This is a genomic window from Fastidiosipila sp. (genome assembly GCA_012511175.1).
In the GTDB taxonomy this organism is placed as follows: Bacteria; Bacillota; Clostridia; order Saccharofermentanales; family DTU023; genus UBA4923.
Genome location: JAAZGO010000025.1, coordinates 1 through 24409 on the forward strand (window position 1 = coordinate 1; position 24409 = coordinate 24409).

Sequence of the window (24409 nt, forward strand, 5' to 3'; positions counted from 1 at the left end):
CTCCAGCTTGGCCCGGTCGAATTCCCGATTGCCCGCCTTTTGCTCATCCATGCATTTGATGTAGGCGGAAAAGCAGTCAGCCGCCTTGACAAGGTAGATGGCTTCGCGGACCAGGGGTTCTTTTTCATCCGGCAAAAGAAGTTTTTCGTAGTGACAGGCCAGATCTTTTGGCAGCATGGCCAGGAGCGTCCGGCTGGCATCACGCTCAATCTCCCTGTAAGATGCCTCCATGCGGACATTATGGTATTTGACGGGCTTGGGCATATCACCCGTGATGATTTCGGGAAGATCGTGGAAAAGGGCCAGGGCCGCGACAAAATCAGGGTCAGGGCAGAGCCTGTTTTCAGGATAATACTCCTGGCGGACCAGGGCCAGCAGGTGGGCGATCACGGCGACATCGTGGGAGTGCTCTTGGAGGTTCTCCTGTTCCGTATTGCGCATCAGGCCCCAGCGGTTAATGTAGCGCATGCGGTGGATCATGGCAAAGAAGTTGGTATTCATGGACTCACACCCCATAGATCATCTTGAACATGCGGCTGGCAAAAGGATCAGTCATGCCGGCGATGTAGTCGGCCACCACCCTGGCCGGCCGGGCCCCCGGTTCGGGGTGCCTGCTCCTGAAGTCTTCAAAAGCCAGTGCGGGAGGACTGCCATCAGACGTTCCCTTCGATGCCAAGTTCAGATAATAGTCGAAGAGACCCTCCAGCGTGTTGCCCACCTGGGTCTCGTAGCGGATGACCCGGGGAGCGGTATAAATCTTCTCGTAGTTGATATCGATCAGCTCCTTGAGGGACTTGCCCGTCCGCTCGCTCATGATAATGGCATCCTGGCCCAGGCTGTTCTCGATCACATCCTTGACCAGCCGGTCCACCATCTGGCTGTTGTTGGCCCCCAGTATTGACATAAGGCCGGGGGGGAGTTCATCGAAGAAAAACAGGCCGCTTCTCGTCGCGTCCTCAATGTCGCGGCCCACATAGGCAATCCGGTCCGTGATCCGGACCACACACCCTTCCAGGGTGGCCGGGGGATCGTGACGCAGCGAACCGGGGATCAGGTCGGCTTCCTCTTTATTCCGAAGCGGAACCAGGACATATTCATCGTAACGCTCGCCGCAATGTGAAGCGATGCCGTCCCTGACCTCGAAAGTCAGATTGAGGCCGAACCGGTCCCTGTGCTCGGTCAGGATATCCACAACCCGCAGCCCGTGCCGCTCATGGCTGAAAGTCAGGCCCTGCCCGTTTGCCCGCAGCAGGCGGTCCAGGGTCGCCTCCCCGGCATGCCCGAAGGGGGCGTGTCCCAGGTCATGACCCAGGGCAATGGCCCGGATCAGATCGGTATTGAGTCGCAGTGCCCGGCCGATGGTCTCCGCCAGGTAACTGACGTAGAGGACGTGCTCCATCCGGGTGCAGACATGGTCATTTTGCGGATCGAAAAAGACCTGGGTTTTATGACGAAGTCTTCGGAAGGGAAGTGAATAGAGAATGCGGCCCATATCGCGTTCATAAACCGTCCGGACTTCACAGGCAGGCTCTTCCCTGTTGCGGCCGCGACTTTCCCTGGCCCGCATGGCAAAGGGGGACAGCCAATCCGTTTCCTGTCGTTCCTTGCTTTCGCGGGCAGTCATGGATACCGGGTATTCCTTATCTGGACACATCCATTCCACCTCCTTTTCTGTCTTGATGGTGGCAACGTGCTATCCGTCACGTGAAAGTGCCGACTGGCTCGCCATAAAACGTCTGATCTTATCGCTGAAAGCAATGGTAAGGATGGCATCGTCCCCGGTCCTTGTGATGCCCTGGATGGTTCCGGGGCCAAAGGACACATGGCGGACGGTGTCGCCAATCTTCAGCGAATCCGGATCCAGCGAAGCCTTGGCTTTTGCTTCAGCTGACCGGGAGCTGAGCCGGGTGACCGCCTTGTAGGCCGGCTCCTCTCCCGTTTCATCAATCTTCTTTCGGCCAAACATGGCCCAGGGAGGTGTTTGTTCGTCCCTCCTCCGCTTTTCTGAATCGGCTGATTCATTACGGTAGGCTCCGAAGGAGGCGTAGCCGAAGTAGCCGGTCTTCTCCAAAAGCTCGGCAGGGATGGCTTCGACAAAACGGGAGATGGGATTGTACTGGGTGTGGCCAAAAAGGAGGCGGGAAACAGCCGCAGTAATAATCAATTCCTTTTTCGCCCGGGTGATGGCCACGTAGGCCAGCCGCCTCTCCTCCTCCACTCCTTCTTCTTCCTCCTGGGCCCGGATGGAGGGGAAAATATCCTCTTCGGCCCCCACAATGAAAACAGTGTCAAACTCCAGGCCTTTGGCATTGTGGACGGTCATCAGCGAGACCGCCGGTTCATCCGTCTCCTTGTCCTGGTCACTGTAGAGGGCTGCCCGTTCCAAAAAGAGGCGGAGGAGTCCAGCTGTTGACCGGTCCGTCAGATGGTCGGCAATGTCTTCCGGCAGGAACTCCCAAAGCTCGTCGATGGCCTCGACCTGCAGCCTGGCCTCAAAATCGATGGCGTCCGATATCAGTTCAATCAGGTTCTCCAATCGGGACTCCGCCTCAAAATCCCCCCTGGCTTTTAACTCCTCATAGTAGGCGATCAGTCCGGTATCCTCTTCCACCTTCCTGATGTACTCCGCGAAAGTCAGTTCTCCCTTTTTTAATTCCTCCCGCAGCTGGTCGATCAGTTTGACAAAGATCAGGAGCCTGCCTCCGGCCCGCTCCAGGCCGGGCTCGCTTCCTGCGATCCGTGCCGCCTCAAAGAGCGGGATCCCCTTCCTTGAAGCCAGCTCTGACAGTCTTTCCAGGGTCAGGTCGCCGATTCCACGCCGCGGCTGGTTGACCACCCTTCGGAAGGCCAGATCATCTTCGGTCGACTGGATCAGGGCCAGATAAGCCGTGACATCCTTGATTTCAGCCCGGTCATAAAAGCGGGTGCCGCCGTAGACCCGGTATTCCAGCCCCAGCTCGCGGATCGCAAATTCCAGGTTCCGCGACAGGGCGTTCAGCCGGTAAAGGACCGCGATATTGGGTTTTTCTCCCTCCCCGGCCGCCTGAAAACGCCGCTGAATCCCCCGGGCCACGTACCGTGCTTCCTCCATATGATCAGCAGCGCGGTAGAGCTGGATGGGATCTCCCTCCTCCAGAGCCGTCCACAGGGTCTTGGACTTTCTCCCCCGGTTCCCCTCGATCACATGATTGGCTGCTTCCAGAATTTTTTTGGTCGACCGGTAATTTTGCTCCAGCCGGACCACCGTGCATTCGGGAAAGTCCTTTTCAAAATCCAGAATGTTGCGGATGGTGGCGCCCCGGAAAGAATAAATGGATTGGTCGTCATCGCCCACGACACAAAGGTTGTGATGGCCGGACGAGAGGAGGCGGACCAGCTCGTACTGAACCATGTTGGTGTCCTGGTATTCGTCGACCAGAATGTATTGGAAACGCTCCCGGTAGTGGTCCAGGACAGCCGGATGCTCGCGGAAGAGCTGCAGGGTCTCCGTCAGGATGTCGTCAAAATCCATGGCATTCTTGTCGAAGAGTGACTTCTGGTAGGCCAGAAATATTTCCGACCACTGCCTGCCGAAAACACCGTAGGACACGGCGGCGTCAACCTGGTCGGGAGTCATGTCATTATTTTTGAAATGGCTGATCCGTTTCAGGGCATCGGCGGGCGACAGCATCCGCTCGCTGATGCCCATAGCCTTGAGGACTTCGGCCATGACACGTTTCTGGTCGTAGGTATCAAAGATGGCAAAGCCCGGCCGGTAGCCGATCAGGCCGGCATGGCGGCGCAGGATTCTCAGCATCATGGCGTGAAAGGTCCCGATCCAGCTGCCCCGGCTCTCAGGACCGATCAGCGAAACAACACGGTCCTTCATTTCGTTGGCTGCCTTGTTGGTAAAGGTAATGGCCAGGATCCTGCCGGGGTGAACGCCCCTCTCCTTGATCAGCCAGGCCACCCGGCGGGTTACCACGCGCGTCTTGCCCGATCCCGCTCCAGCCAGGATTAAAAGCGGGCCCTCCGTCGTGAGGACGGCCCGCTCCTGTTCGGGGTTGAGTTGTTTTAACAGTCTTTGACTTGTCCCGGTCTTTTCTTCCAGCAAATTAATACTCCGGTTCCAGCAGTCCGTAATCGCCGTCAACCCGTTTATAGACGGCACAAACGCGGTTTGTTTCCGCTGACAGGAAAAGGAGAAAAGAGTGGCCCAGCAGTTCCATCTGCAAAACAGCTTCATCGGGTGTCATTTCAGACATGGTGAAGCTTTTTCTGCGGATGATGCGGAACTCATCCTCATCGTTCATCCCTTCCCCCAAGGCCTCTTCATTATCGAAGTAGGCTTCCATGGATGAGAAATCCTTCATGCGCTTCTTCATGCGCGTCTTGTTTTTCCGAATCTGTCCTTCCAGGTTGTCGATGGCCTGTTCAACGGCCGTCATGGCATCGGATGCAACCGATTCTGCACGGAAATAAAGGGCTTGAATCTTAAAGGTGACCTCTGCGCGCACAAAAGCGCCCTCCGGCTGGAGCTTGACCTCGCCTCTGGCACTGTCATCAAAAAAGCGCTCAAATTTGGACATTTTCTGTTCAATGGCCGCTCTTAGGATCGGGTTGATACGCATGTCGATACCGAGGATTTCAACCTTCATAATGGAGCTCCTTTCGTTATTCCAGGCCATAAAGCCACGAAATAACACGTTTTGTTTATTATACAGGATTGATCTAAACTAGGAGCTGGTACATGGTACGAAAACCAGCAGGGAGGTACCATTCATGAAGAAGAAAATTCCGCACTTTACCTGGAGGGCCATCCTTCTCGCTATCCCCGGCTCCATATTGATTACGGCCTCCTCAACCTATGTGGCACTTCACGCCAGCGCGCTTCCCTGGCCGACCATTTTTGTCGCTGTCCTGTCCTTTGCCGTCATGCGTCTTTTCGGCAAAAGCGACATCAACGAGATCAATGTCGCGGCCACAGGCATGTCAGCCGGCGCCATGGTGGCCGGCGGCCTTGTCTTTACCTTGCCCGGGCTTTTTATTTCGGGGATCTGGAAGGTCGGCGACAAACAGCTGACTGCCCAGGCCTTTATCAAGGAGCACTTCCCCGTGGTCCTTTTAATCGCCCTGGCGGGGGTCCTCCTGGGCACCGCCCTCTGCTGGCTTCTTCGCAAGCGCAACATCGAACAGCAAGAGCTCCCCTACCCCATCGGCAAGGCGGCCGCCTCCACCCTGTCTGCCGGCAAAGCCGGCGGTTCACAGGCCCTGGTCCTGGTGATCGCGCTGGCAGCCGCGGCAGCTTTTACCCTGATGCGTGACCGCTTCGTCCTTTTCCCCGCCATGCTTTCTTTTTCCATCCTTGCCATCCCCCTGACCTTTTCCATGTCGCCCATGGCGGTCGGGATCGGAGGCATGATCGGTTTTTCCTCAACTCTTTACTGGCTGTTGGGCGCGGGCATCACAACAGCAGTGCGTTTTGTCATTACGGAAACGACCCTGCTTCGCATGATCCCCGGCGCCGTGGAAAAAATCAATGAGTGGAATTTCACGGTCGCTATCGCCCTCATGGTTGGCTCGGGAGCCGGTACTTTACTGAATTTCATCTTTGGCTCCTACCGGAAGAGAAAAGGATCTTTCCGGACCAGGACGGAACGGACTGTCCGTTTATCGAGACCCCGGGGGATCGGCCTCTTTTCCCTTATCCTGACCGCTGCCGCTTTTGTCATCACCATCCTGACCGGCATGAGGGTCATTCCCGCCCTGCTCCTCATGGCCGGTGTCTTCTTTGCCGCCCTTATGTCCTCTGTGATCACGGGTCAGACGGGCATCAACCCCATGGAGATCTTCGGGATTATTGTTCTCCTGGCCATCCGGGCCCTGGTCAAGGTGGACGCTGAGCACGCCTTCTTTATCGCGGCCATCGTGGCGGTCGCCTGCGGTTACGCCGGCGACATGATGAATGACTACAAGTCGGGGCACATCCTGAAAACCAACCCGGCCGCCCAGTTCTTCATTGAACTGATCGGCGGCTTCTTCGGGGCCCTGACAGCCTCGGTCGCCCTGCTGGCCATCATCTACTCCGCCGGCGGAGTAGGTGTCCAGGCAGGTCTTCCCGCCGCCCAGGCACACAGCGTCAATGCCATGGTCCAGGGCTTGGGAAATCCCATCATCTTTTTGGTGGCGGCCCTGGCAGGCTGTGCCCTGACCGTCTTCTTCGAGATCCCGGCCATGATCATCGGCATCGGTATGATGCTGACGGATTATGGACTTGCCCTGCCCATCTTTTTGGGAGGCATCCTGGAGTACCTGTCCCGGTCACACCTGAAAAAGGACAGCCAGCAGGCCATCCAGATGGGCGCTGCCGGCCTCCTGGGCGGGGAAGGCATTATGGGGACCATCCTGGCCATCATGGCCATGTTCAGTCGCTAGCGGGCAGGAGAGGCTAGATCATCTGCCAGGGAATCAGCCAGCGCTGATGGCCCGCGGGAAGAAGTTGATCACAAGTACAGATGATACCTGAATAGGCAATGGATTCCTTTTTCCTGCCCAGCATGGACCAATTTTTAAAGGGATGCGCGGGTTGACTGCTCTTTTTAATTTCGAATGGGTGAAGTTTCTGGTTTCGCTCAATGATCAAATCGATTTCATTCTTGTTGCTATCGCGCACGTAATAGAAGGGGGCACAGCGTCCGGAGTGAACCCAGCTTTTCATGATTTCATTGACCACATAAGTTTCAAACAAGGCACCGCCCAACGGACCGTTGAAGGCTTCCCCCGCTGTTTCAAAGCCGCAGAGATAAGAACAGATGCCTGTGTCGGCAAAATAGAGCTTAGGCCTTTTAATAAGCCTTTTTCCCAGGTTGCCCGACCATGCGGGAAGCTTGTAGACTATGCCGGTTAGCAGGAGTATCTCAAGCCACCTTCGGGCGGTTGTCCCATCAATCCCGACCGCCGCCGAAATACTTGTAAGATTAAGCTCCTGTGCGGTCCGGGTCGCTAACAGCTGAACAAAACGCAAAAAGATGCTCATATCAAGAATATGTGTGACATCCCTTACATCTTTTTGCAGGTAAGTTTGAAGGTAGGAGGAAAAAAACTGTTGCAACTCAATGTCCCGATGCAAAACAAGTCTCGGCATGCCGCCCTCGAATATTCTTTCTGCAATTGTCTGAAAGCTGATCTCTTTCCGGATTTTCCAGCGCTCTATCAATAATTCCTCATCTTGAGGGTAAGGAGGTGAGTGATCCTTGACCAACTCCCCATAAGACAAGGGAAAGAGATTCATAACTGCAACGCGGCCCGCAAGTGATTCACGTACATTTTCCATCAACTGGAACAATTGTGATCCCGTCAGCCAGAAAAGACCCGGCTCGTCGCGCTCGTCAACGACCATCTTGATGTAGGGAAACAAGCTTGGAGCGTATTGGATCTCGTCGATCAGCAGGGGCGGCGGATAAAGCCTGAAAAAGTCAGCAGGAGACGCAAGCGCAGCCTGCTTGATGCGGGGATCATCCAGGGTGATATAGGTACGGTCCTCTGATTTTAAATATTTCAGCATGGTGCTTTTGCCCACCTGACGCGGTCCAGTCACAAGAAGAACCGGGAAACCTTTATTTGCTTTGATGACACTCGACTCAAGCTGCCTGTTGAGATACATGATCCCCCCCTTTCAGAAAATAATTATGATATATATGGATAAGATCCCAGTTTATCTGGGATACGATACCAGAATATCATAAATCGAATTTTGTATCAAGCGGGTGAGACGACCGGTCAGGGCAATGAAACAAGTCAAAAGGGGCGCCCCGGGGCGCCCCTTTGAATAATGATCTTTTTGCCGTGATTTCTTACAGGCCGGCTTTTTGATCCTCCCTGGCCACATGGAGCAGGAGGTCGATGGTGCGTTCGGAATAGCCCCACTCATTGTCGTACCAGGCAACCAGCTTGAAAAAGCGCTTCTCGCCCTTAAGGTTGTTCTGGAGGGTCGCTCCTGAATCATAGATGGATGAGTAGGCGTCATGGATGACATCTGTCGAGACGATGGGATCCTTGGTGTACTTCAAGTAACCTTTCAGGTAGGTCTCCGATGCCTTTTTCATCATGGCATCGATCGCTTCGATGGAGGTATCCTGCTTGAGCAGGACCGTCAGGTCGATCACCGAACCGGTCGCGATGGGGACGCGGAAGGCCATGCCCGTCATCTTGCCCGCCACTTCCGGCAAAACGATGCCGACGGCTTTGGCCGCGCCCGTGGTGGTGGGGATGATGTTTTCAGCGGCTGTGCGGCCCAGGCGCCAGTTCTTGAGCGAGGTGCCGTCGACCACTTTTTGCGAGGCGGTGTAGGCGTGAATGGTCGTCATCAGGCCTTTTTCAATTTCCAGGCCTTCCTTGAGCAGCACATGGACAATGGGCGCCAGGCAGTTGGTTGTGCAGGAGGCGTTGGAAACAACGACATCTTCTCCAGGTACATAATTGCCCTCATTGACTCCCATGACAATGGTCTTGACGGGGCCCTTGCCGGGGGCGGTCAGGATTACCTTTTTAGCGCCCACTTCAATGTGGCCCATGGCTTTGTCGTAATCATTGAACTTGCCGGACGAATCGATGACGTAGTCAACGCCAAGCGATTTCCAGTCAAGATCCTTGGGTTCCAGGCCTGCCAGGACACTCTGGACCCGGTGCTTGCCATCGATGACGATGACATCGTTTTCTTCCAGTGAAGGATCGGATTTCTCCGTCTTCAGGTCGTGTTCCCAGCGGTGCTGCGAAGAATCGTAGGTCAGCTGATAGACAAAGTAGTCAGCCTTGGTGTTTCTTGCAACGATAGCAACCAGGTCGACTTCACTGTCAAGCAGACCGCGCTCTACCAAGCCTCTGAAGACCAGGCGTCCAATGCGGCCGAATCCGTTAATTGCGACTTTAATGGCCATAAAAAATTCCTTTCTTGCTGAAGCGAACACTGCGTCCGCTTGTTATCTGATCAGCTCGGGTCCGGTTGGCAGCAAGCAGCGCTTCAAAGCACACGGACACCGATATCAGAAGTTATTTTAACACATGGCCAATGACGGCATCACTGGCCGATTGCACAAGGAAGAAGCGGTCTTTATTTTCCAGGGCTGGCCCTTCTCAACAAGGGCCGGGACAAAAGCCCGGCCCCCGAATTCACTTTGATGGCACAGCCTTCAGCCGGCCAGGACAGGTTCACGCGCTGCCCGCGTCTCGTCAGGCCTTGAAATCGGCGTGTCGTGGGGCGCATTTTTGAGAAGCTCAGGATCCTCTCCGGCTTCCTCAGCAATCTTCAAGAAGGCGTCGGCCAGCTGATCCAAGTCGCGCCAGGTCTCTGTTTCCGTTGGCTCCACCATCATGGCTCCGTCAACAATCAGCGGGAAATAAATGGTGGGCGGATGGAAGCCGTAGTCGATCAGACGCTTGGCCAGATCCAGGGTGGAAATACCCGATTGTTTCTGCTGCCATTCGTCCGACATGACAAATTCATGCATGGTCGGGGTATCGTAGGGAATTCTGTAAGCCAGCTTCAGGCGTTCGCGGATGTAGGTCGCGTTGGCGACAGCCCCTTCAGCCACCTGATGCAGCCCCTCAGCTCCGTTCCTCAGGATGTAGGCGTAGGTTTTGACCAGGACGCCGAAAGAACCGGTAAAAGAGCGGATCTTGCCGTAGGACTTGGGCCTGTCATAATCAAGCGCATAGCCCTTCCCGTCCTTTCTGACTACCGGCCTGGGCAGGTAGGGCTCCAAGTGTGCCTTGCAGCCGACAGGGCCCGCGCCCGGCCCGCCACCGCCGTGAGGTGTCGAGAAGCTCTTGTGGACATTCAGGTGAACACAGTCAAAACCCATATCACCGGGACGGGCATGCATGAAGATGGCATTGATGTTGGCACCGTCGTAATAGCAGAGTCCGCCTGCATCATGTACCATGCGCGTAATCTTTTCGATGTTCCGTTCGTAAATGCCCAGGGTATTGGGATTGGTCAGCATGAGGCCGGCCACATCATCACCCAGAGCCTTTTCGAGTTCCTTGAGATCGACCATGCCCTCGGAATTGGATTTGACCATCCGGACCGTGTAGCCGACCATGGCCGCCGTAGCGGGGTTGGTTCCGTGTGCAGCATCGGGGATGATCATGACCTGGCGTTTGGTGTCGCCCCGGTCTTCGTGGTAGGCCTTGATCAGGAGCAGGCCGGCCAGCTCCCCGTGGGCGCCCGCTGCCGGCTGGAAGGTATAGGCATCCATGCCGGTGATGTCGTTGAGTTGCTGTTCTAGCCGGTAGAGCAACTCCAGGTTGCCCTGGACCGTCTCATCGGGCTGAAGCGGGTGGGTGGCCGCAAAACCGGGAAGGGCCGCCAGATCTTCATTGATCTTGGGATTGTACTTCATGGTGCAGGAACCCAGCGGATAGGGCCCCATCTCAACGTGGTAGTTTTTGTTGGACAGATTCGAGTAATGACGGACCACCGTAATTTCATCGACATCAGGGATGGCCGGTTTTTCTGACCGGTAATCCTTGCCAAACCATTCCGCAAAGTCAGGTTTTTCCACATCAAGCGGTCGAATGTAGCTCCCGGCCTTGCTTTGGGAGGCCAACTCAAAAATCAGAGGGGTGTGTTTGCACTTAGGCATGGCGTCCTCCTTCCTGTTCGGCACAAAGGCGGAGAAGGGTCTTTGCGAAGCGGTCGAGCTGCGCTTTCGTCTTCTTTTCCGTCACCGCGATCAGCAGGCGGTTACCCGGCAGAACCAGGCCTCCGATGATGCCTTCCTCCAGCAGATCGGCATTTACCTGATCCAGATCGATGCCTTCTTTGACCTCAAGGAGGAATTCACGGAAATAGGGGGCGCTAAACACACGTTTGAAACAGCCGCCTTGCGTCAATTTCCGCTCCAGGTAAATGGCCTTGGCGGCGGATTGTTCCGCCACGTCAAGCAGGCCCGACCCTCCCTGGAGGGCCAGCCAGATGGTGGCGGCAGTCGCCATCAGGGCCTGGCTGGTGCAAATATTGGAAGTGGCCCGCTCCCTGCGGATGTGTTGTTCCCTGGCTTGGAGTGTGAGAACATAGCTGGTCCGCCCATGGCGGTCAACGGTGGCCCCGCAGATCCTGCCCGGCATCTTGCGCATCAGGCGGTCGGTGACCGCCATGTAGCCGGCCCCCGGGCCTCCGTAAGAAGTGGGGAGGCCAAGTGACTGGGCTTCGCCGACAGCGATGTCAACCCCGCTGTCGCCGGGCCGTTTCAGGATGGCCAGGCTGACCGGATCCTGCGAGACCACGGCCAGGGCTCCGGCTTCATGTGCTTTTTCAGCCAGCAGGTCCAGATCCTCGACCACACCGTAGAAGTTGGGGCTTTGGACCAGAAAGCCGGCGTATTCCTTCTTGTCTTGCGGAAATTCACTTGTCCGGCCATTCTCGTCAAGCGGGCCGGTCACCACTTCAATGCCGGCCGCATGACAGTAGGTCCGGATGGTTTCCAGGGTGTCCGGGTGGACTCCCTCGGAGACAAAGACCTTATAAAGCCGCTTGTCCCGGCAGGCCAGCAGGGCAGCCTCCGCAGCCCCTGAAGCCGCGTCATAAAGCGAGGCGTTGGCGACCGGAAGGCCAGTCAGGCGTGTGATGTAGCTCTGCCATTCAAAAATGGCCTGCAGGGTTCCCTGGGATATTTCCGCCTGGTAGGGGGTGTAGGAAGTCAGGAACTCGGAACGGCTGATCAGATGCTGAACGGCGGCCGGTTGATAATGATCATAATATCCGGCCCCCAGGTAGCTGTCATGGCTTTGGCTACTCGAGTTTTTGGCCGCCAGCGCCTTGACCTCTTCAGCCACTTCCTGCTCGCTCATGCCCACATTTTGCAGGGCCTCATAGGCAGCGACCCGGACACAGTCACAGTCCGGAATCATGGCGAATAACTGATCCAGATCAACTCCCACCGACGCCAGCATCTCGCGGCGTTCTTCACGGTCCATGGGGAGGTATCCGGTCATGCCCCTTCCTCCTCACAGAAAGCATCATAGGCGGCCTGGTCCATCAGGACATCAAGTTCCGCCGGATCCGCCATCTCAATTTTTACGAACCAGGTATCCCAGGGCGCCTGGTTGATGATCTCGGGCTCATCTTCGATGTCCCGGTTGGCGTCAACAATTTCGCCGCTTACAGGGGCGTAAAGATCCGAGGCTGTCTTGACCGATTCGACCGTCCCGATAATGTCCCCAATCTCCACCGCGGTGCCTTCAATCCCCGGCTCCGCATAGACAATGTCACCCAGCTCTTTTTGCGCGAAATCGCTGAGTCCGACAACTGCGAGATTTCCTTCCACTTTGACCCATTCATGTGTTTTTGAGAATTTCAGACCTTCCATTTTCTTCCATGTCCTTCCTGTCAATGTTTTATTGCCGCGGTTTCCCGCCTCGTTATGATTTCCCGCACCGGGTGCGGGTTATTTCTTTTTCAGCCGACGAAGGGCGGCTCGACCACCGTAAAGGGCTGCAAATTCTTGCGGACCAGCACCTCGACTTTTTCAACTTCCGGCGTGTCCAGGTCAACCAGGGCAAAGGCGATGCCCTTATCCAGGGTCGGGGAGAAGGTTCCCGAGGTAATGACGCCAACCTTGCTGCCCTCTACATAGACTTCATAACCTTCACGGGGGATGGCCTTGGTGTCGCTGACCAGTGCCAGCTGACGGCGCTTCACCTTGTCTTTCATGACCCTGCCCTGGAAATCGTGATCCAGATCAACGAAGAAACTCATGCCCCCTTCCAGAGCATTGATATCAGCCGACATTTCATGGCCATAAAGCGGCATGCCCGCTTCCAGACGCAGCGTATCACGGGCACCCAGTCCGCAGGGAGTCACGCCGGTTTCAATGAAGAGATCCCAGTAATGACCGGTCTTTGAGGCCGGGAGATAGAGTTCATAGCCGTTTTCACCCGTATAGCCGGTACGGGAAATGATCATATCCAGGTCTTCCCCCTCCATTTTTACGAAGAGGGCACGGAAACGTTTCAGGTCACGCAGTTCTTCCTTTTCCTCCGGACTCAGGCCCAGCTGTCCCGCAAGCTCCAGCATGAGATCCAGGCTGCCCGGCCCCTGAACGGCAAGCTGTCCATAAAGATCGGACTCATCGATGATGGCAATCCCCGACGGGCGGTCCGGATAAGCCATCTTATAGGCATCGAGGCTTCCCCTGATATGGATCAGATCCTTGTCCTTATTGGCGGCATTCACCACCAGAAGATAGTCTTCCTCCCCCATGGTGTAGACGAGCAGGTCGTCCACAGTTCCGCCATCGGCGGCGCTCATAATGGCATAGGTAATCCGGTCGGGTTTTTTCCCTGTCACACGCCGGGTCAGCAGCCAGTCGAGAAAGCCGCCCGCGCCCCGGCCCGAGACCCGGATCTCGCCCATATGCGAGACGTCAAATATGCCGGTTTCCTCCCTCACCGCTGCGATTTCCTCCTTGACTCCCGCGTACTGAACCGGCATATTCCAGCCGGCGTAGTCGACCATGCGGGCTCCGAGGGCGACATGGCGATCGTATAATGGTGTTTTTTTCATGAAAACGTCCTCCTCAAGGCAGATAAATAATTGTCAAACCTGTTAAATACTACCACTCATCACGAAAATTTTCTGCCCGGTTCGGTACACAGGCGACAGCAGCCGCTCCTTCACCTGCTCTGTTGGCCGTCTGATAAATCGAACTTGCGTTTGATGCGTGTCAGCTTGCGGCTCCAGGGCTCCAGGATGGGCAGGAGAAAAAGAAGGGTGGCCACGGACAGGGTCAGATTCATAGGCAGGCCGGCGCCGTAGGCAGCCAGGGCGTTTTTCCAGGTCAGGGGCTGGATAAAGCCGATGATATGCCAGGAATCCATAATCAGGCCGAAAATCAAGCCTGAGAGAAAACCATAAAGATAAACAAAAAACCGGTGCCGGAACCAGCCGCGCTCGCTGAAGGTTCCCGCCAAATAGCCGATCAGGCCCCAGGCGAACATTTGCCAGGGCGTCCAGGGCCCCTGCCCGAAGAACATATTCGAGCTCAAAGCGGTCAGGGCGCCAGTTACAAAGCCTGTCTGCCGGCCAAAGGCGATGGCGGTCACAATGATGACCGCTCCGACGGGCTTGAAACTGGCGACGGGGGCGAATACCAGCTGGCCGGCTGTGGCCAGGGCCGCCATGACGACGGGAGGCATGATGTCACGCGGCTTGGGGTCTGCCCCTTCGAAACGGAAAAAGAAGGGAATGATGGCAAGGATGGCCGCAAAGAAAGTCAAGACCGCCGCCTGGGTGATTTCGAGCCAAGCGCAAAGCACGAGAAGGGCCGGTACCGCCAGGATTACCATCCATTCCAGCAGACGGGAGCTTCTCCTGCCTTCAGTCCTCATGGCCGGCCTTTCGGATCTTTTGGAGATCTGCCGCGGTGATGATGTCCGGAATGATCCCTTCCGTAACGCGTGCGTAATCGGTTGTGTAAAAGGTATTGCCCCTGAAGAAGGGCCTGGCCGCTTCGGTTGCCACAATGCGGCCATCAAAAAGGAGTGAGCAGGTGTCCGCTGTTTCAGCGCTGAAATTGAGGTCGTGGGTGACCAGGACCACCGTCTTTCCCTCGGAGGCCAGCGTGCGCAGGCAGTCGCTGAATTGCTCCTTGCTGGCGCTGTCCATGCCCTTGACCGGTTCATCCAGGAGCAGAAGGTCGGGCGACAAGAGCAGGAGCTTGGCCAGGGCAGCTTTCTGGATCTCGCCACCGCTTAGATCGTAGGGATGGCGGTCCGCCAAGCCCTCCAGACCGAATCGCTCCATGATTCCGAGGACTTCTTCCCTGCCATAACCGCCCAGTTCGGACAGTTCCATCAGTTCTTCGAAAAGGGCATCGGCGGAGAAAAGTGCCTGGGTATGCTGGGTCAGAAGTCCGGTCCGGATCCCTGATCTTTTTTTGACCTTCCCGCTGACAGGATCCAGCAGGCCGCTCAGCAAGTGAAGCAGGGTGCTTTTTCCGCTGCCGTTCCCACCGATGACAGCGTGGATGGACGCTTCCTCAATGACCAGGGAAGCTCCCTTCAGCACCTCGGGCAGGCCGGCCTGGTAACGGAAAAACAATTCTTTGGCCTCCAGGATCACTTCCCTGGACTGTCTTGCCTCCGGCACCGCCTCTGGCGGGTTGGTCAGGGGCGCAAGCTGGCGCAGCCTCCGCCTGGCTGCAGGCACATCAAGCGAAGGAGGGCCGGCAGCTGACTGGCCGGTTTCTTCCTCCAGCCTCCTGACCGCCTTGGTTGCGGCGGGAAGAGCTGCCCTGAAGGGAAGATCGCGGTCAAGGAGATAGCCGGCAAAGCTGCCTGGTTTTCCGTTAAAGGCGATTCGGCCGCCGTCCAGGAAAAGGACCCGGTCGACCATGGACAGGACATCCGTCATCCGGTGCTCCGACATGACCAGGGTCCTCCCCGTCTCTCGATGAATACGATCCAGCAGGTCAAGGAAATGGGCAACGGAGACCGGATCCAGCCTGGCTGTCGGTTCGTCAAGAATCAGGATGTCAGGGTTCATGATCAGGGTCGAGGCCAGATTAAGGATTTGCATCTCTCCGCCGGACAATTCATTCACGGGCCGGTCAATCCAGTGTTCGATGCCGAAAAAATGCGCTGTCTCAGCGATTCGCCGCTCAATGGCGGCGGGGGCCAGGCCCAGGTTTTCAAGGCCAAAAGCCAGCTCATGCCAGACCCGGTCCATGACGATCTGGTTGGAAGGGTCCTGCATGACGAAACCCGTCTCCCCGTCCACCTCCACACTTCCCTGATAGATACCGGCAGGCTTCAATTCTTCTTTCAAGGCCCGGAGCAGAGTAGTTTTTCCGCTTCCGCCCGGCCCGGCGACCAGGAGAAAGGCCCCGGCCGGCACTTCAAAAGACAGCTCCTTGAGTGCCTCATTCTTCTCGCCCGGGTAAGTGAAGCAGAAACCATCAGCGCGGATGATGGGGCTGACCTGCTGATCTTTCATTGTGGGCCTCCTGACTTGATCCGGGGCACCATGGCCGTTACAAAGGGGTCGGTGTCAGCCCGCTGCCGCCTGGCCTCCCGGATCCGGTCCGACAAGACCGAAAGGGCATCCGCCAGAAAGGGAACCGCGAAGAGGGCAGCGCTGCCGGTCAGCCAGCCGGCCATGGCCCAGCCGGCCCGGGCCCGGGTCGGGACGGCCAGAAAGGGATAGTAGAGAAAGGCGCTGCCGCCTGCCAGCGCGCCTGCAGCTGCCAAGGCAAGGAAAAGAGCCATGGCCGCCATCGGCGGAATGTCCCGGGCGCTCCGCCGAATCCGGCCGTAAGCCCGCCTTCTCCCCGCGTCAAAAGCCTTGGCCCGCATGGCATCGGCGGTTTCGATGGCGTTCTCCATGCTCCAGGCCATGAGGACCGTCGTCATCCGGATGGCACCGGCAAGGCGAAAGCGCCCTTTGGGTTCTCCCAGGAGCGCCCTGCGGCTCATTTCAATTTCATGTCCGTGAGCCACGGATTCAGGGATCAAGCGAAAAATCATGGAGATCATCATGCTGATGACGGGCAGCCTTCTCCCCATGAGGGCCAGAAAGCGTCCGCTGTCCATCATGTTGTTATAGCTTTGGAACCAGAGCATGACCGCCGACAGCATCAAGCCCGATACCAAGCCATAGAGGACACTCTCCAGGGTTACCGAAAGGCGGCGGATGGAAAAGAGTACCGTCAGGCCCCGGTCGTTGAAGAGGGAGTTGAACAGAATCATCAGCAAAGTCATGGGAACCAAATAGGGAAGCGACCTTGCCGCCTTGCGGATTCCCGCCAGACGGACCCGGAGCAAAAAAGCCGACAGCAGGGACATGAGGGCAATCGCCGGATGATGGGTCGACAGGGTCAGCACCAGGACAGCCGCAAAGAAAAAGAGGATGACGGCGGGATGGCGATCCTTCAGCTTCATGGCGAGTCCCCCATGGTATCAGCCTCTTCTACCGAGTAACGCCATCGGACCTGATCGCCATCCGCCAGTTGATAAAGACCGCTGCTGACGGCGGGTGCCTGGCCATTCACCAGGTAAACCCAGCCGCTGGTTCCCCCACCGTCTCCCTGGCCCAATCCCTCAATGGCTTGCACAAAAGGGCCGAAGGAACTGTCCAGGTAATTCACTTTGAGGCCTGTGGCCTGCAGGGCATCGAAAGCAGAGGCTCCCGCGTAAAGGACCAAATCGCCTCGGAAGAAGACCCCTTCCCGATCACACCGTCCACGGGCAATCAGCAGGTCGACCACGTCTTTGGCATTCTGCTTGGTTTTTTCCTTTTCCAGAACAAGGGAGCAGTCGACCGATACTTCGACCCGGATGGGGTCACCGGCCTCCGTTTCGGTCACTTCCGGCTCACCGGGAGGGGCCGTGCCCGAACAGGACGCGACAAAGAGGAGGACCGCCAGGAGGAGAAGCAAGGCAGGGCAGAGCCGCCTTTTCTTTCTCAGACCGTTCCCTGCCCGAAGCCTTTTTATGTCAGACACTCATTTTGCCTTTCCTGGCCTTGATGACAAGAAAAAGCAGGAAGGCCACTAAAACAAGCCCCCCAGCCCCGGCAACGAAATACCAGGCAGGGATGCCGGGATCAGAAGCAGAGGGGGGCGGAAGCATCTCCGCGATGGCAAACACATAGCCCGAATCCAGCGCGTAATAGACCGTTCCGTTCTGATCCGCCACCGGGCTGAAAAGGGTGTAGTTCCCCTCCTCCTCAGAAGGTTGGTAAGCTTCTTCGACCTGACCTTCCACCAGGACATAGAGGCTGCCCGGTGACTGGTTGGCGGTGAAATAGACGTAAGGGGTCCCCTTCCTGCCCGCGATGACCAGGGGTGAGGCGCCCACCTCGCCGTCGACTTCATGTTGCTCGGCCACTTCCATGGTCTTCATGTCAATCACGGCCAGCACGCCCCTGTCAGGTGTTGCCGTCTCCCAGTCGCCATATTCGGCCAGCCCGCCCACATAGAGCCTGCCCCCATAAATGGCGGGAGTTGAGATGGACTTGAGGGCGAAGGCCGTGTCTGACCGTTTCTCCAGTTCCTGGGCATGGGGATCAAATTCACAGGCGATCAGGCGGCCGTCGTAGGTGGTGAAATAGAGGCGGTAATCCCGGCGGACCAAATCCGAGTTAATCTTGGAGCCAAGATTGAGTGTGCTCACAAGCTGACCTTTTTGGGCGTCAAAAACCATCAGATCTCCTTTTTCGCTTCCCGTCACAAGCCAGTGGTCCAGGATGACCGATCCGGTCATGTGAAAGCCGGCAGAACCGCCCTCCTCCGGCTGGTCCTCATGAAGCCAGATGGTTTCACCCGAGCGGATATCCACGGCATGGACGTACCCGCCCACCGCCATCCAATTCTCATCCAGGGCCAGGGTCAGGGAATAACAGATCCCGTTGTAGATGGTGAGCGAACTGGTGTTCTGAAGCGGCAGGAGTTCCGCTCCCTTCTCCCAGTCACCGGGGCCTTGCTGGTACCAGACGGATTCCATGGCATGGGGATCGACGGCTTCCAACGCCCCGCCGTCCAGAGGAAGGATGATGATGCCTCCGGTGAAGGCCGGCCTGGCCGCGTAGCCGACCGGTCCCTTCAGTTCCAGCTGGCCCGTCAGTTCGCCCTCTTTGCTCAAACGGTAGAGCTGGTCATCCGAGGCAAAATAAAGGAACTCCCCGATGACCAGGATGCCCGACTTGCTGTTGGTTCCCCACTCACTCAGCTTGCCATCCATCCGGCCCCAGTATTTGACCGTAGCCGGTCCTTTGACATGGTCGATTTCCTTGACCGCGTTATGGTCCTCATCTCCGCGGAAGGCGTACCAGTAGTCCTGGGTCGGAAGCGGTGCAGCTTCCTGGGCTGACAGCCTCCCCGCTCTCAAGAGGGAGAGGGCCGCTGCCATGACCAGAATCATGGCGGCCAGTCTCATGCTTGCCTGTTTTTTCATGCTTGATCCCTTTCTTCTTTGAAGGTGGAACAGGCCGGGCTTTCGGGCCGGCATAAGAAAACCGCGAAACTGCCTTGCAGCTCCGCGGTCCGTTTTTACCGTCGGCTTTGCGCCTTGCCCGTAACGCACAATAAACCGTTGTTCCGTTACGTCGATGCCCGGCAGGTCTTCTGGCTCATGAGCCGGGGTTGTCCCCTGTTTCTTCCCGCCTTCCCGATTGCTCAGTGGCCGGCTTGCGCCATGGGAGAAACCCTCATTGACAGCGGCGGTACCGCACAGGATTCACACCTGTTTCCCTTGACCAGGACATCTTGTCTTACAAACTTATGGTAGGGGCTTCCACCCCTCTTGTCAATGGGCAGAACCCCATCAATTGATCGTATGTGAGATCCTGGCCGCCTTGGTCAGGGTGTCCTGGACAGGGCAGTTGCGCTCGACAAAGTCGATGTAGCGCTCAATTTCTTCATCCGTATTGTCGGCTTCAATAAAAAAATGTGAGCGGATCTCCGAGAAGCCGATTTTCGCCTCCGGGTTTTTCCCGAGAAAACCATCAGGATCCAAATCGCCTTCAACTTCGACCCTGATTGACTTGAGTTTGATCCGGTATTTCCTGACAAAAGCCCGGACCACAATGCTCTTGCAGGCAGCAAGAGAAGCCAGGAGAGCCTCGACGGGATTCATGCCCGTATCGGTACCGCCCAGCTCAGCCGGTTCATCGAGGGTGATCTCGAAATCCCTGGAAACAACTTTGGTCGCGAGTCCTTCCCCGGCTTCCGCGACTGCTTTGAAAACGACATTGGCCATAACAAATCCTCCTTGCAAGGTCATATTCTGTTATCAGTTTATGCCCATATAAGGCGTGCAACAAACAAGGTGCCACTCGTAACAAAACGAAAGACCAAGATGAAAATTAGTCGAATAAAGAGCGAATGACGCCCGCCGCCAAGAGATGACCCTCACTGTCTGACAAGACGAAAAGGAAGGGGCGGTCAAAGTCGACGATCTCTGACGGTGAAGCTGCCCCTTCAGCCGGAACAGGAATCCACTGAAACTCAGCGCGCTGCCGGATGATGGACAGGCTGCGATTTTCCACCTCCTTCTCAAAGTCCTCCAGCCGGTCCCGGCCCAGCCAGTCATGATCCCGGGTGACACCAAAAACCGGCAGGCGGAGGGCAGCCTCTCCGCCTTTGCCCGAAAAGCCGGAAAACCAGGAAGAGAGCCCATTTTGCTCAAGGAGCTCATCAACCGTTTTGGAGGGGTCAGGGAGAATCAGCTGGAACCTTCCGCTCTCAACCGGAACCTCCGCCATGACCGTCCGGTCATGCTCCCTGTAATAAACAGTTGCCTGCGAAATCAGCTCATGGCGGATGCCGTCCACGGTTTCAGCGGCATCCTCGACGACCGGAAGTCGCAAATTGGCTTCGAAGCGCTGCAAGAATATCCGGCCCTCCAAAACAGCCCTGTCTTGACCTTGATCAGGGCAGCCGCTATCCCACAAGATTGCCCCTGATAAAATCCGCTCCAGGCAGTCTTCAGAAAAATGGCTCGTTGCCAGGACTTGGATGGGGAACAAGGAAGATTCCTCAGCCGCAAGATCGGATTCCGGCACCAGGAGACAGTTGGAAAGCGAAAAATATTGCCTCTCCGGGTGAACCGGTGACAGCCAGTCAGCCGCCGCCTCACCTCCGTCATCCGGCATGCGGGAATAGATCAGGGTTTGATAGAGCCCGAGGGGTGAATAGACCTGGTCGCCCCGGCCCGAAAGGATGATGGCAGCCGTCCGGTCAGCCAGATCAGGAAGACCATCGGAAACCTGGGAAACCTGCAAATCTTCAGTTCCGGAAGCGGCTTCCTTTTCCCCTCTTGTACTTTCAGGCAATGCTTCGGGGGCCATGTCGATGGGGAAGGATCCCTCCCCTGGAACGTGCGCTTTGTCCATTTGACCTGTACCGCTCCAAAGAACCTGCCGGATGATCAGGCCGGTGACCACGAGCACGAGAAAGACTGCAGCGACCGAAGCCCAGCGCTGCCATGTCCGTACCCTGGCAGGGCGCACGACCATGACCGGCCGGGCCGGTTCCACATCACGGAGCAGGCCGCCGTTGATTTCCGACATGGCGTCCAGGAGAAGAAGGCCTTGTTTTTCTCTGTTCTTAATCACTGTATCCCCGTTCAATCAGTTCCATCTTCAGTTCCTGCCTCATCCGGTGCAAGAGCACCTTGACGGCTCCTTCCGTCGTCCTTTGCTCATGGGCAATCTCCTTGATCGATGAGGCAAAGTAATAGCGTTTCAAGAAGATGATCCTGCGCCGGTCCGGCTGTTTTTCCAGGTAGCCGCTGATCATCCTGCCCAGTTCCCTGACCTCCGCTGTCCGGGCCACATCGCTGCCCGAGGCAAGGATCTCCTCCAATTCGTCCAGGAGGAGCGGTATCTGACCCCCGCCCCTTTTCTCCCTGGTTTTGGCCCTGACCTTGTCGAGCGAAAAATTTCTGGCCACCTTGCAAAGGTAGGCTTTGAAATAGTGCGGTCTTTCCGGCGGGATGGCGTTCCAGGCCGCCAGGTAGGTGTCATTGAGACATTCCTCGACATCCTCCGGGTTGCCCAGGATGTTCCAGGACAAGGTCCGAAGCAGCCCCCCGTATTTGGCCATGGTGGCCTCGATGGCCTCCTCCGACCGTTCGAAATATAAATCCAGTAGGGCGCTGTCTGTTTTGTCCCCATCCGCTGCCACGATGCTGTGATTCCTGCCTTGGAAGTAGTGAGAGGCCGGTTCCCCCCTGGCAGAAATTGTAACATGCGGCAGCCTCCCAAAGCCCTATTCCCCCAAAGGGTTGCGGACGATCCCGACAAAGAGGGGAGTTCCCGCCTCATCCGTGATCAGGTAGAGGAAGGGGCGGTCCAGGATCAGGATCAGGGTCTCGATCTCCTCCGGGAAGGGCATGGAAGTTTCCTTCATCATGATCTCGGTATAGCCGGCCGCCTCCACGCCCTTCTCATCCAGGGCGATGTAGGTCTCCTGGGAGATGGCACTGACTTCAGCCTCCCGATCCAGCATGGCGGAAAAATCGGGAGCTTCTTGGACCATCCGGGTCAGGCCCAGCCCCTCCATGTCTTTCAGGATGTCCATCCTGGTCCGGTAACTGAACTTGGGAAGCTGGATGATTAGCTCGGCTCTTCCCCAGCCTGTTTCCCTGAGATCAGTCAAAAAGCCGGGGTCCTGGATCAAGTCCTCCGGTGTCAGCCCCTCCGCCGGCAAAATGAAGCGCATCTGGCCATTCATAAGCGGCAGCTGGCCTGCGGTGAAACGGTCGGTCTTGAGAACCGGATAAGAATCAAAACGCCCCCGAAGGTAGGGAACGGCTTCAAAGGTCCGGTCCAAGCCGTAAAAGACGTCGTCCTCGATGGCATCTTCGGAAAAGGGCTCCACCCAGTCTGCCTTGAAGTAAACCGTATTCATGAGGACCAGAAGCAGATAGGGGTCGCTTAAGTCAATCTTGGGCTTGATCTTGCCCCGGGTCTGCTCCTCCACCCAGCGGCTCATCCGGTCAGCTGTTTTTGGGTCGGCAAAATCGACGGCAAAGGCTGAGGCGTAGAAGTTGTCCGCCATCTGGTCCAGCCAGGCCTCTTTGACACCAGCCCCTTTTTCTCCCACCAGGTCTTGCCTGGCCCAGAAGGCATTGGCGATCTGTTCGGCCGCCCCCTTGCCGTCAACCGTCATCAGGGCGTAAAGATTGCGCAATTCCTCCCCGATATCCATGGCCTCCGGCGCGTCAAGGAAGGCGCGAAGGTCTGCTTTGGTCTTGCCGGCCGCCCCGGCTTCCAGCATGGCCAGGGCATAGTAGAGGCTCATGGGCGAGTAAAGTGAGTTTTGATCTGCCTTCCCATAGAGGACGGATCCCGATGTCTTATCGGCAAAGGCCCAAAGTGCCTGGCGAAAGGCATCGGACACATCGTAATAATCGACGCCCTCCTTGATCTTGCCCGGTGTGACCAGGGTATCAGCACTAACAGGATTGACGGCAGGTCCGCTTGCCTGGCAGCCGAATAGCGGTATCGCCAGCAAGAGCAGGCTCATCAGCAAAGCAATTTTCTTTTTCATGATTCTCACACTCCTTGAATCAGGTCTCCACCTCTTCTGACGTCAGGACTCGACGACGGTTACGCCCGGATTGCGGATGATGCCGACAAAAAGCGGCGCGCCGGCCTGGTCAGAGATGACATAGATGAAGGGGCGATTGAGGTGGATCTCAATGAGCTCGGTCTCCTGGGGCGCCCCTGAGTCCGCCATGAATACTTCCGTATAGGCAGCCGCCTCAATGCCCTTCTCATCCAGGGAGATGAAGGCCTCCTGGCTGATGCCGCTGACCCGGATCTCCCCGTCATACATGGCTGAAAAATCGGGGTTGTCGGTCACGGTGGCAGTCAGGCCCAAGCTGGCCATTTTTTCCAGGATGTCGATCTTGTTGTTGTAAGTGAATTGGGGCAATTTGAAATCGATGTCATAGAAGCCGGGCTCCTCCTCCCGCAGATCGGTTAGAAAAGCCGGATCCTCCAGCAGGTCCTCCGGCGTCAGCCCTTTGGCCGGTAGGATGAATTCGATAAAGCCATTCTTGAGCGGCACCTGAGTGGATACAAAGCGGTCCGTCCGAACTGCCGGATGCTGTTTAAACAGCCGGCTCAGATAGGAAGCTTCCAGGTTCATGGTCCGGTCGCCATAGAAAGGCCCATTCACCAAGCCGGGATCAAAACGGTCCGCCCACTCGGCCTTGAAATAGAGGGTATTCATCAGGACCAGTAAAAGGAGCGGATCACTGACGTCGATCTGTGGCTTGATCTTGCCCTTGGTTTGGTCTTCCACCCAGCGGCTCATTTTTTCGGATGTTTCGGGGTCCGTGAAATCGACGGCAAAAGCGGAGGCGTAGAAATGGTTGGCCATCTGGTCCAGCCAGCCATCCTTGAGACCCTCTTCCCTGTTGGCCAAAAGTTCCCTTTTAATCCAGAGGGCGTTGGCTACCTGCTCGATCGAGCCCTCCCGCGCCCCGGCCATGAGAGCATAGAGCTTGCTCAACTCTTCACCGATATCAGCTTCTCCCGCTGCCATCAAGCCGCGAAGATCGGCCTTGGTCGCGCCGGCCGCCCCCGCCTCCAGCATGGCCAGGGCGTAATAAAGACTGAGCGGCGAATAGAGTGAATTGACATAGGATTCGGCCTCCAGAGCCGCGCCCGATGTCTTGGCGGCGAAAGTCCACAGCGATTGCCTGAATGCTTCAGAGATGTCGGAATAAAAAACATCCTTCCTGACGGCCCCCGGTACAACCAGGGTGTCCGCGTAAACTTCATTTTCATTTTCAGGCAAGCTTGCATCCGTTGAAGGCGCAGACTTTGCGCTATCCTCCGGCTCTGTCACCCCGCAGCCCACCAGGGACGTGGCCAGTATCAGCAAACCCATCAGTATTGCCAGAGCTTTCTTCATGGTGT

The 24409-nt window shown here is 56.8% G+C and carries 21 protein-coding genes and 1 riboswitch; of the genes, 1 reads left to right on the forward strand and 20 read right to left on the reverse strand.

The window, feature by feature from the left end; translation table 11 throughout:
* The 4 genes from yfbR to raiA form a co-directional block, all read right to left on the reverse strand.
* A partial coding sequence (yfbR, locus tag GX839_05050) for a 5'-deoxynucleotidase (protein NLB04826.1) occupies window positions 1-501 on the reverse strand: 501 nt, incomplete at its 3' end.
* 4 nt (window positions 502-505) lie between these two features.
* Entirely contained in the window at window positions 506-1624 is a 1119-nt protein-coding gene (locus GX839_05055; GenBank protein ID NLB04827.1) for an HD domain-containing protein, read from the reverse strand.
* Between the two features lie 69 nt (window positions 1625-1693).
* Entirely contained in the window at window positions 1694-4093 is a 2400-nt protein-coding gene (locus GX839_05060) for a UvrD-helicase domain-containing protein (protein ID NLB04828.1), read from the reverse strand.
* Between the two features lies 1 nt (window position 4094).
* On the reverse strand, window positions 4095-4637 hold the full coding sequence (gene raiA, locus GX839_05065) for a ribosome-associated translation inhibitor RaiA (protein ID NLB04829.1): 543 nt from the start codon (window positions 4635-4637) through the stop codon (window positions 4095-4097).
* Window positions 4638-4761: 124 nt separating this feature from the next.
* Here raiA and GX839_05070 point away from each other — a divergent pair, with 124 nt between their 5' ends.
* The gene (locus tag GX839_05070; GenBank protein ID NLB04830.1) at window positions 4762-6414 is read left to right on the forward strand and encodes a peptide transporter; all 1653 of its coding nucleotides are present in this window, start codon (window positions 4762-4764) and stop codon (window positions 6412-6414) included.
* A gap of 13 nt (window positions 6415-6427) precedes the next feature.
* On the opposite strand, the gene GX839_05075 is transcribed toward GX839_05070, so the two are convergent.
* From GX839_05075 to GX839_05150, 16 genes are all read right to left on the reverse strand, one after another.
* Window positions 6428-7642: an ATP-binding protein gene (locus tag GX839_05075; protein ID NLB04831.1), complete on the reverse strand. Its 1215-nt coding sequence runs from the start codon at window positions 7640-7642 to the stop codon at window positions 6428-6430.
* A gap of 190 nt (window positions 7643-7832) precedes the next feature.
* On the reverse strand, window positions 7833-8915 hold the full coding sequence (gene gap, locus GX839_05080; GenBank protein ID NLB04832.1) for a type I glyceraldehyde-3-phosphate dehydrogenase: 1083 nt from the start codon (window positions 8913-8915) through the stop codon (window positions 7833-7835).
* 252 nt (window positions 8916-9167) lie between these two features.
* Window positions 9168-10622, reverse strand: coding sequence for an aminomethyl-transferring glycine dehydrogenase subunit GcvPB (locus GX839_05085; GenBank protein ID NLB04833.1), 1455 nt, complete (start codon window positions 10620-10622; stop codon window positions 9168-9170).
* On the reverse strand, window positions 10615-11973 hold the full coding sequence (locus GX839_05090; protein NLB04834.1) for an aminomethyl-transferring glycine dehydrogenase subunit GcvPA: 1359 nt from the start codon (window positions 11971-11973) through the stop codon (window positions 10615-10617). Before GX839_05090 ends, GX839_05085 begins: the two co-directional genes overlap by 8 nt.
* Window positions 11970-12347, reverse strand: a complete 378-nt coding sequence (gene gcvH, locus GX839_05095; protein NLB04835.1) for a glycine cleavage system protein GcvH — start codon at window positions 12345-12347, stop codon at window positions 11970-11972. Before gcvH ends, GX839_05090 begins: the two co-directional genes overlap by 4 nt.
* 89 nt (window positions 12348-12436) lie before the next feature.
* Window positions 12437-13543 (reverse strand): glycine cleavage system aminomethyltransferase GcvT, encoded by a 1107-nt coding sequence (gcvT, locus tag GX839_05100; GenBank protein NLB04836.1) that lies wholly within the window; start codon window positions 13541-13543, stop codon window positions 12437-12439.
* Between the two features lie 110 nt (window positions 13544-13653).
* Window positions 13654-14367 (reverse strand): ECF transporter S component, encoded by a 714-nt coding sequence (locus GX839_05105; protein NLB04837.1) that lies wholly within the window; start codon window positions 14365-14367, stop codon window positions 13654-13656.
* Window positions 14357-15973, reverse strand: a complete 1617-nt coding sequence (locus tag GX839_05110; GenBank protein ID NLB04838.1) for an ATP-binding cassette domain-containing protein — start codon at window positions 15971-15973, stop codon at window positions 14357-14359. Before GX839_05110 ends, GX839_05105 begins: the two co-directional genes overlap by 11 nt.
* Window positions 15970-16917: a hypothetical protein gene (locus tag GX839_05115; GenBank protein NLB04839.1), complete on the reverse strand. Its 948-nt coding sequence runs from the start codon at window positions 16915-16917 to the stop codon at window positions 15970-15972. The genes GX839_05110 and GX839_05115 overlap by 4 nt, the downstream gene beginning before the upstream one ends.
* Complete coding sequence (locus GX839_05120) at window positions 16914-17480, reverse strand: DUF4430 domain-containing protein (GenBank protein NLB04840.1); 567 nt, start codon at window positions 17478-17480, stop codon at window positions 16914-16916. The genes GX839_05115 and GX839_05120 overlap by 4 nt, the downstream gene beginning before the upstream one ends.
* Complete coding sequence (locus GX839_05125; protein ID NLB04841.1) at window positions 17473-18930, reverse strand: PQQ-binding-like beta-propeller repeat protein; 1458 nt, start codon at window positions 18928-18930, stop codon at window positions 17473-17475. The genes GX839_05120 and GX839_05125 overlap by 8 nt, the downstream gene beginning before the upstream one ends.
* Before the next feature lie 142 nt (window positions 18931-19072).
* Window positions 19073-19251, reverse strand: a riboswitch (cobalamin riboswitch).
* Between the two features lie 48 nt (window positions 19252-19299).
* Window positions 19300-19734: an OsmC family protein gene (locus tag GX839_05130; protein NLB04842.1), complete on the reverse strand. Its 435-nt coding sequence runs from the start codon at window positions 19732-19734 to the stop codon at window positions 19300-19302.
* 106 nt (window positions 19735-19840) lie between these two features.
* Window positions 19841-21091 (reverse strand): hypothetical protein, encoded by a 1251-nt coding sequence (locus GX839_05135; GenBank protein NLB04843.1) that lies wholly within the window; start codon window positions 21089-21091, stop codon window positions 19841-19843.
* Window positions 21084-21662, reverse strand: a complete 579-nt coding sequence (locus GX839_05140; protein ID NLB04844.1) for an RNA polymerase sigma factor — start codon at window positions 21660-21662, stop codon at window positions 21084-21086. Before GX839_05140 ends, GX839_05135 begins: the two co-directional genes overlap by 8 nt.
* Before the next feature lie 84 nt (window positions 21663-21746).
* The gene (locus tag GX839_05145; protein NLB04845.1) at window positions 21747-23030 is read right to left on the reverse strand and encodes a serpin family protein; all 1284 of its coding nucleotides are present in this window, start codon (window positions 23028-23030) and stop codon (window positions 21747-21749) included.
* 42 nt (window positions 23031-23072) lie between these two features.
* Window positions 23073-24404 carry a serpin family protein gene (locus GX839_05150; GenBank protein NLB04846.1) on the reverse strand — a complete coding sequence of 444 codons (1332 nt, stop codon included), beginning with the start codon at window positions 24402-24404 and terminating at the stop codon, window positions 23073-23075.
* Window positions 24405-24409 lie beyond the last annotated feature (5 nt).

Coding starts and splice junctions, on each gene's coding strand:
- GX839_05055 (NLB04827.1), bottom strand. CDS start 1,624: ATGACTGCCCGCGAAAGCAAGGAACGACAGGAAACGGATTGGCTGTCC.
- raiA (NLB04829.1), bottom strand. CDS start 4,637: ATGAAGGTTGAAATCCTCGGTATCGACATGCGTATCAACCCGATCCTA.
- GX839_05070 (NLB04830.1), top strand. CDS start 4,762: ATGAAGAAGAAAATTCCGCACTTTACCTGGAGGGCCATCCTTCTCGCT.
- GX839_05075 (NLB04831.1), bottom strand. CDS start 7,642: ATGTATCTCAACAGGCAGCTTGAGTCGAGTGTCATCAAAGCAAATAAA.
- gap (NLB04832.1), bottom strand. CDS start 8,915: ATGGCCATTAAAGTCGCAATTAACGGATTCGGCCGCATTGGACGCCTG.
- GX839_05085 (NLB04833.1), bottom strand. CDS start 10,622: ATGCCTAAGTGCAAACACACCCCTCTGATTTTTGAGTTGGCCTCCCAA.
- GX839_05090 (NLB04834.1), bottom strand. CDS start 11,973: ATGACCGGATACCTCCCCATGGACCGTGAAGAACGCCGCGAGATGCTG.
- gcvH (NLB04835.1), bottom strand. CDS start 12,347: ATGGAAGGTCTGAAATTCTCAAAAACACATGAATGGGTCAAAGTGGAA.
- gcvT (NLB04836.1), bottom strand. CDS start 13,543: ATGAAAAAAACACCATTATACGATCGCCATGTCGCCCTCGGAGCCCGC.
- GX839_05105 (NLB04837.1), bottom strand. CDS start 14,367: ATGAGGACTGAAGGCAGGAGAAGCTCCCGTCTGCTGGAATGGATGGTA.
- GX839_05110 (NLB04838.1), bottom strand. CDS start 15,973: ATGAAAGATCAGCAGGTCAGCCCCATCATCCGCGCTGATGGTTTCTGC.
- GX839_05115 (NLB04839.1), bottom strand. CDS start 16,917: ATGAAGCTGAAGGATCGCCATCCCGCCGTCATCCTCTTTTTCTTTGCG.
- GX839_05125 (NLB04841.1), bottom strand. CDS start 18,930: ATGAAAAAACAGGCAAGCATGAGACTGGCCGCCATGATTCTGGTCATG.
- GX839_05130 (NLB04842.1), bottom strand. CDS start 19,734: ATGGCCAATGTCGTTTTCAAAGCAGTCGCGGAAGCCGGGGAAGGACTC.
- GX839_05145 (NLB04845.1), bottom strand. CDS start 23,030: ATGAAAAAGAAAATTGCTTTGCTGATGAGCCTGCTCTTGCTGGCGATA.
- GX839_05150 (NLB04846.1), bottom strand. CDS start 24,404: ATGAAGAAAGCTCTGGCAATACTGATGGGTTTGCTGATACTGGCCACG.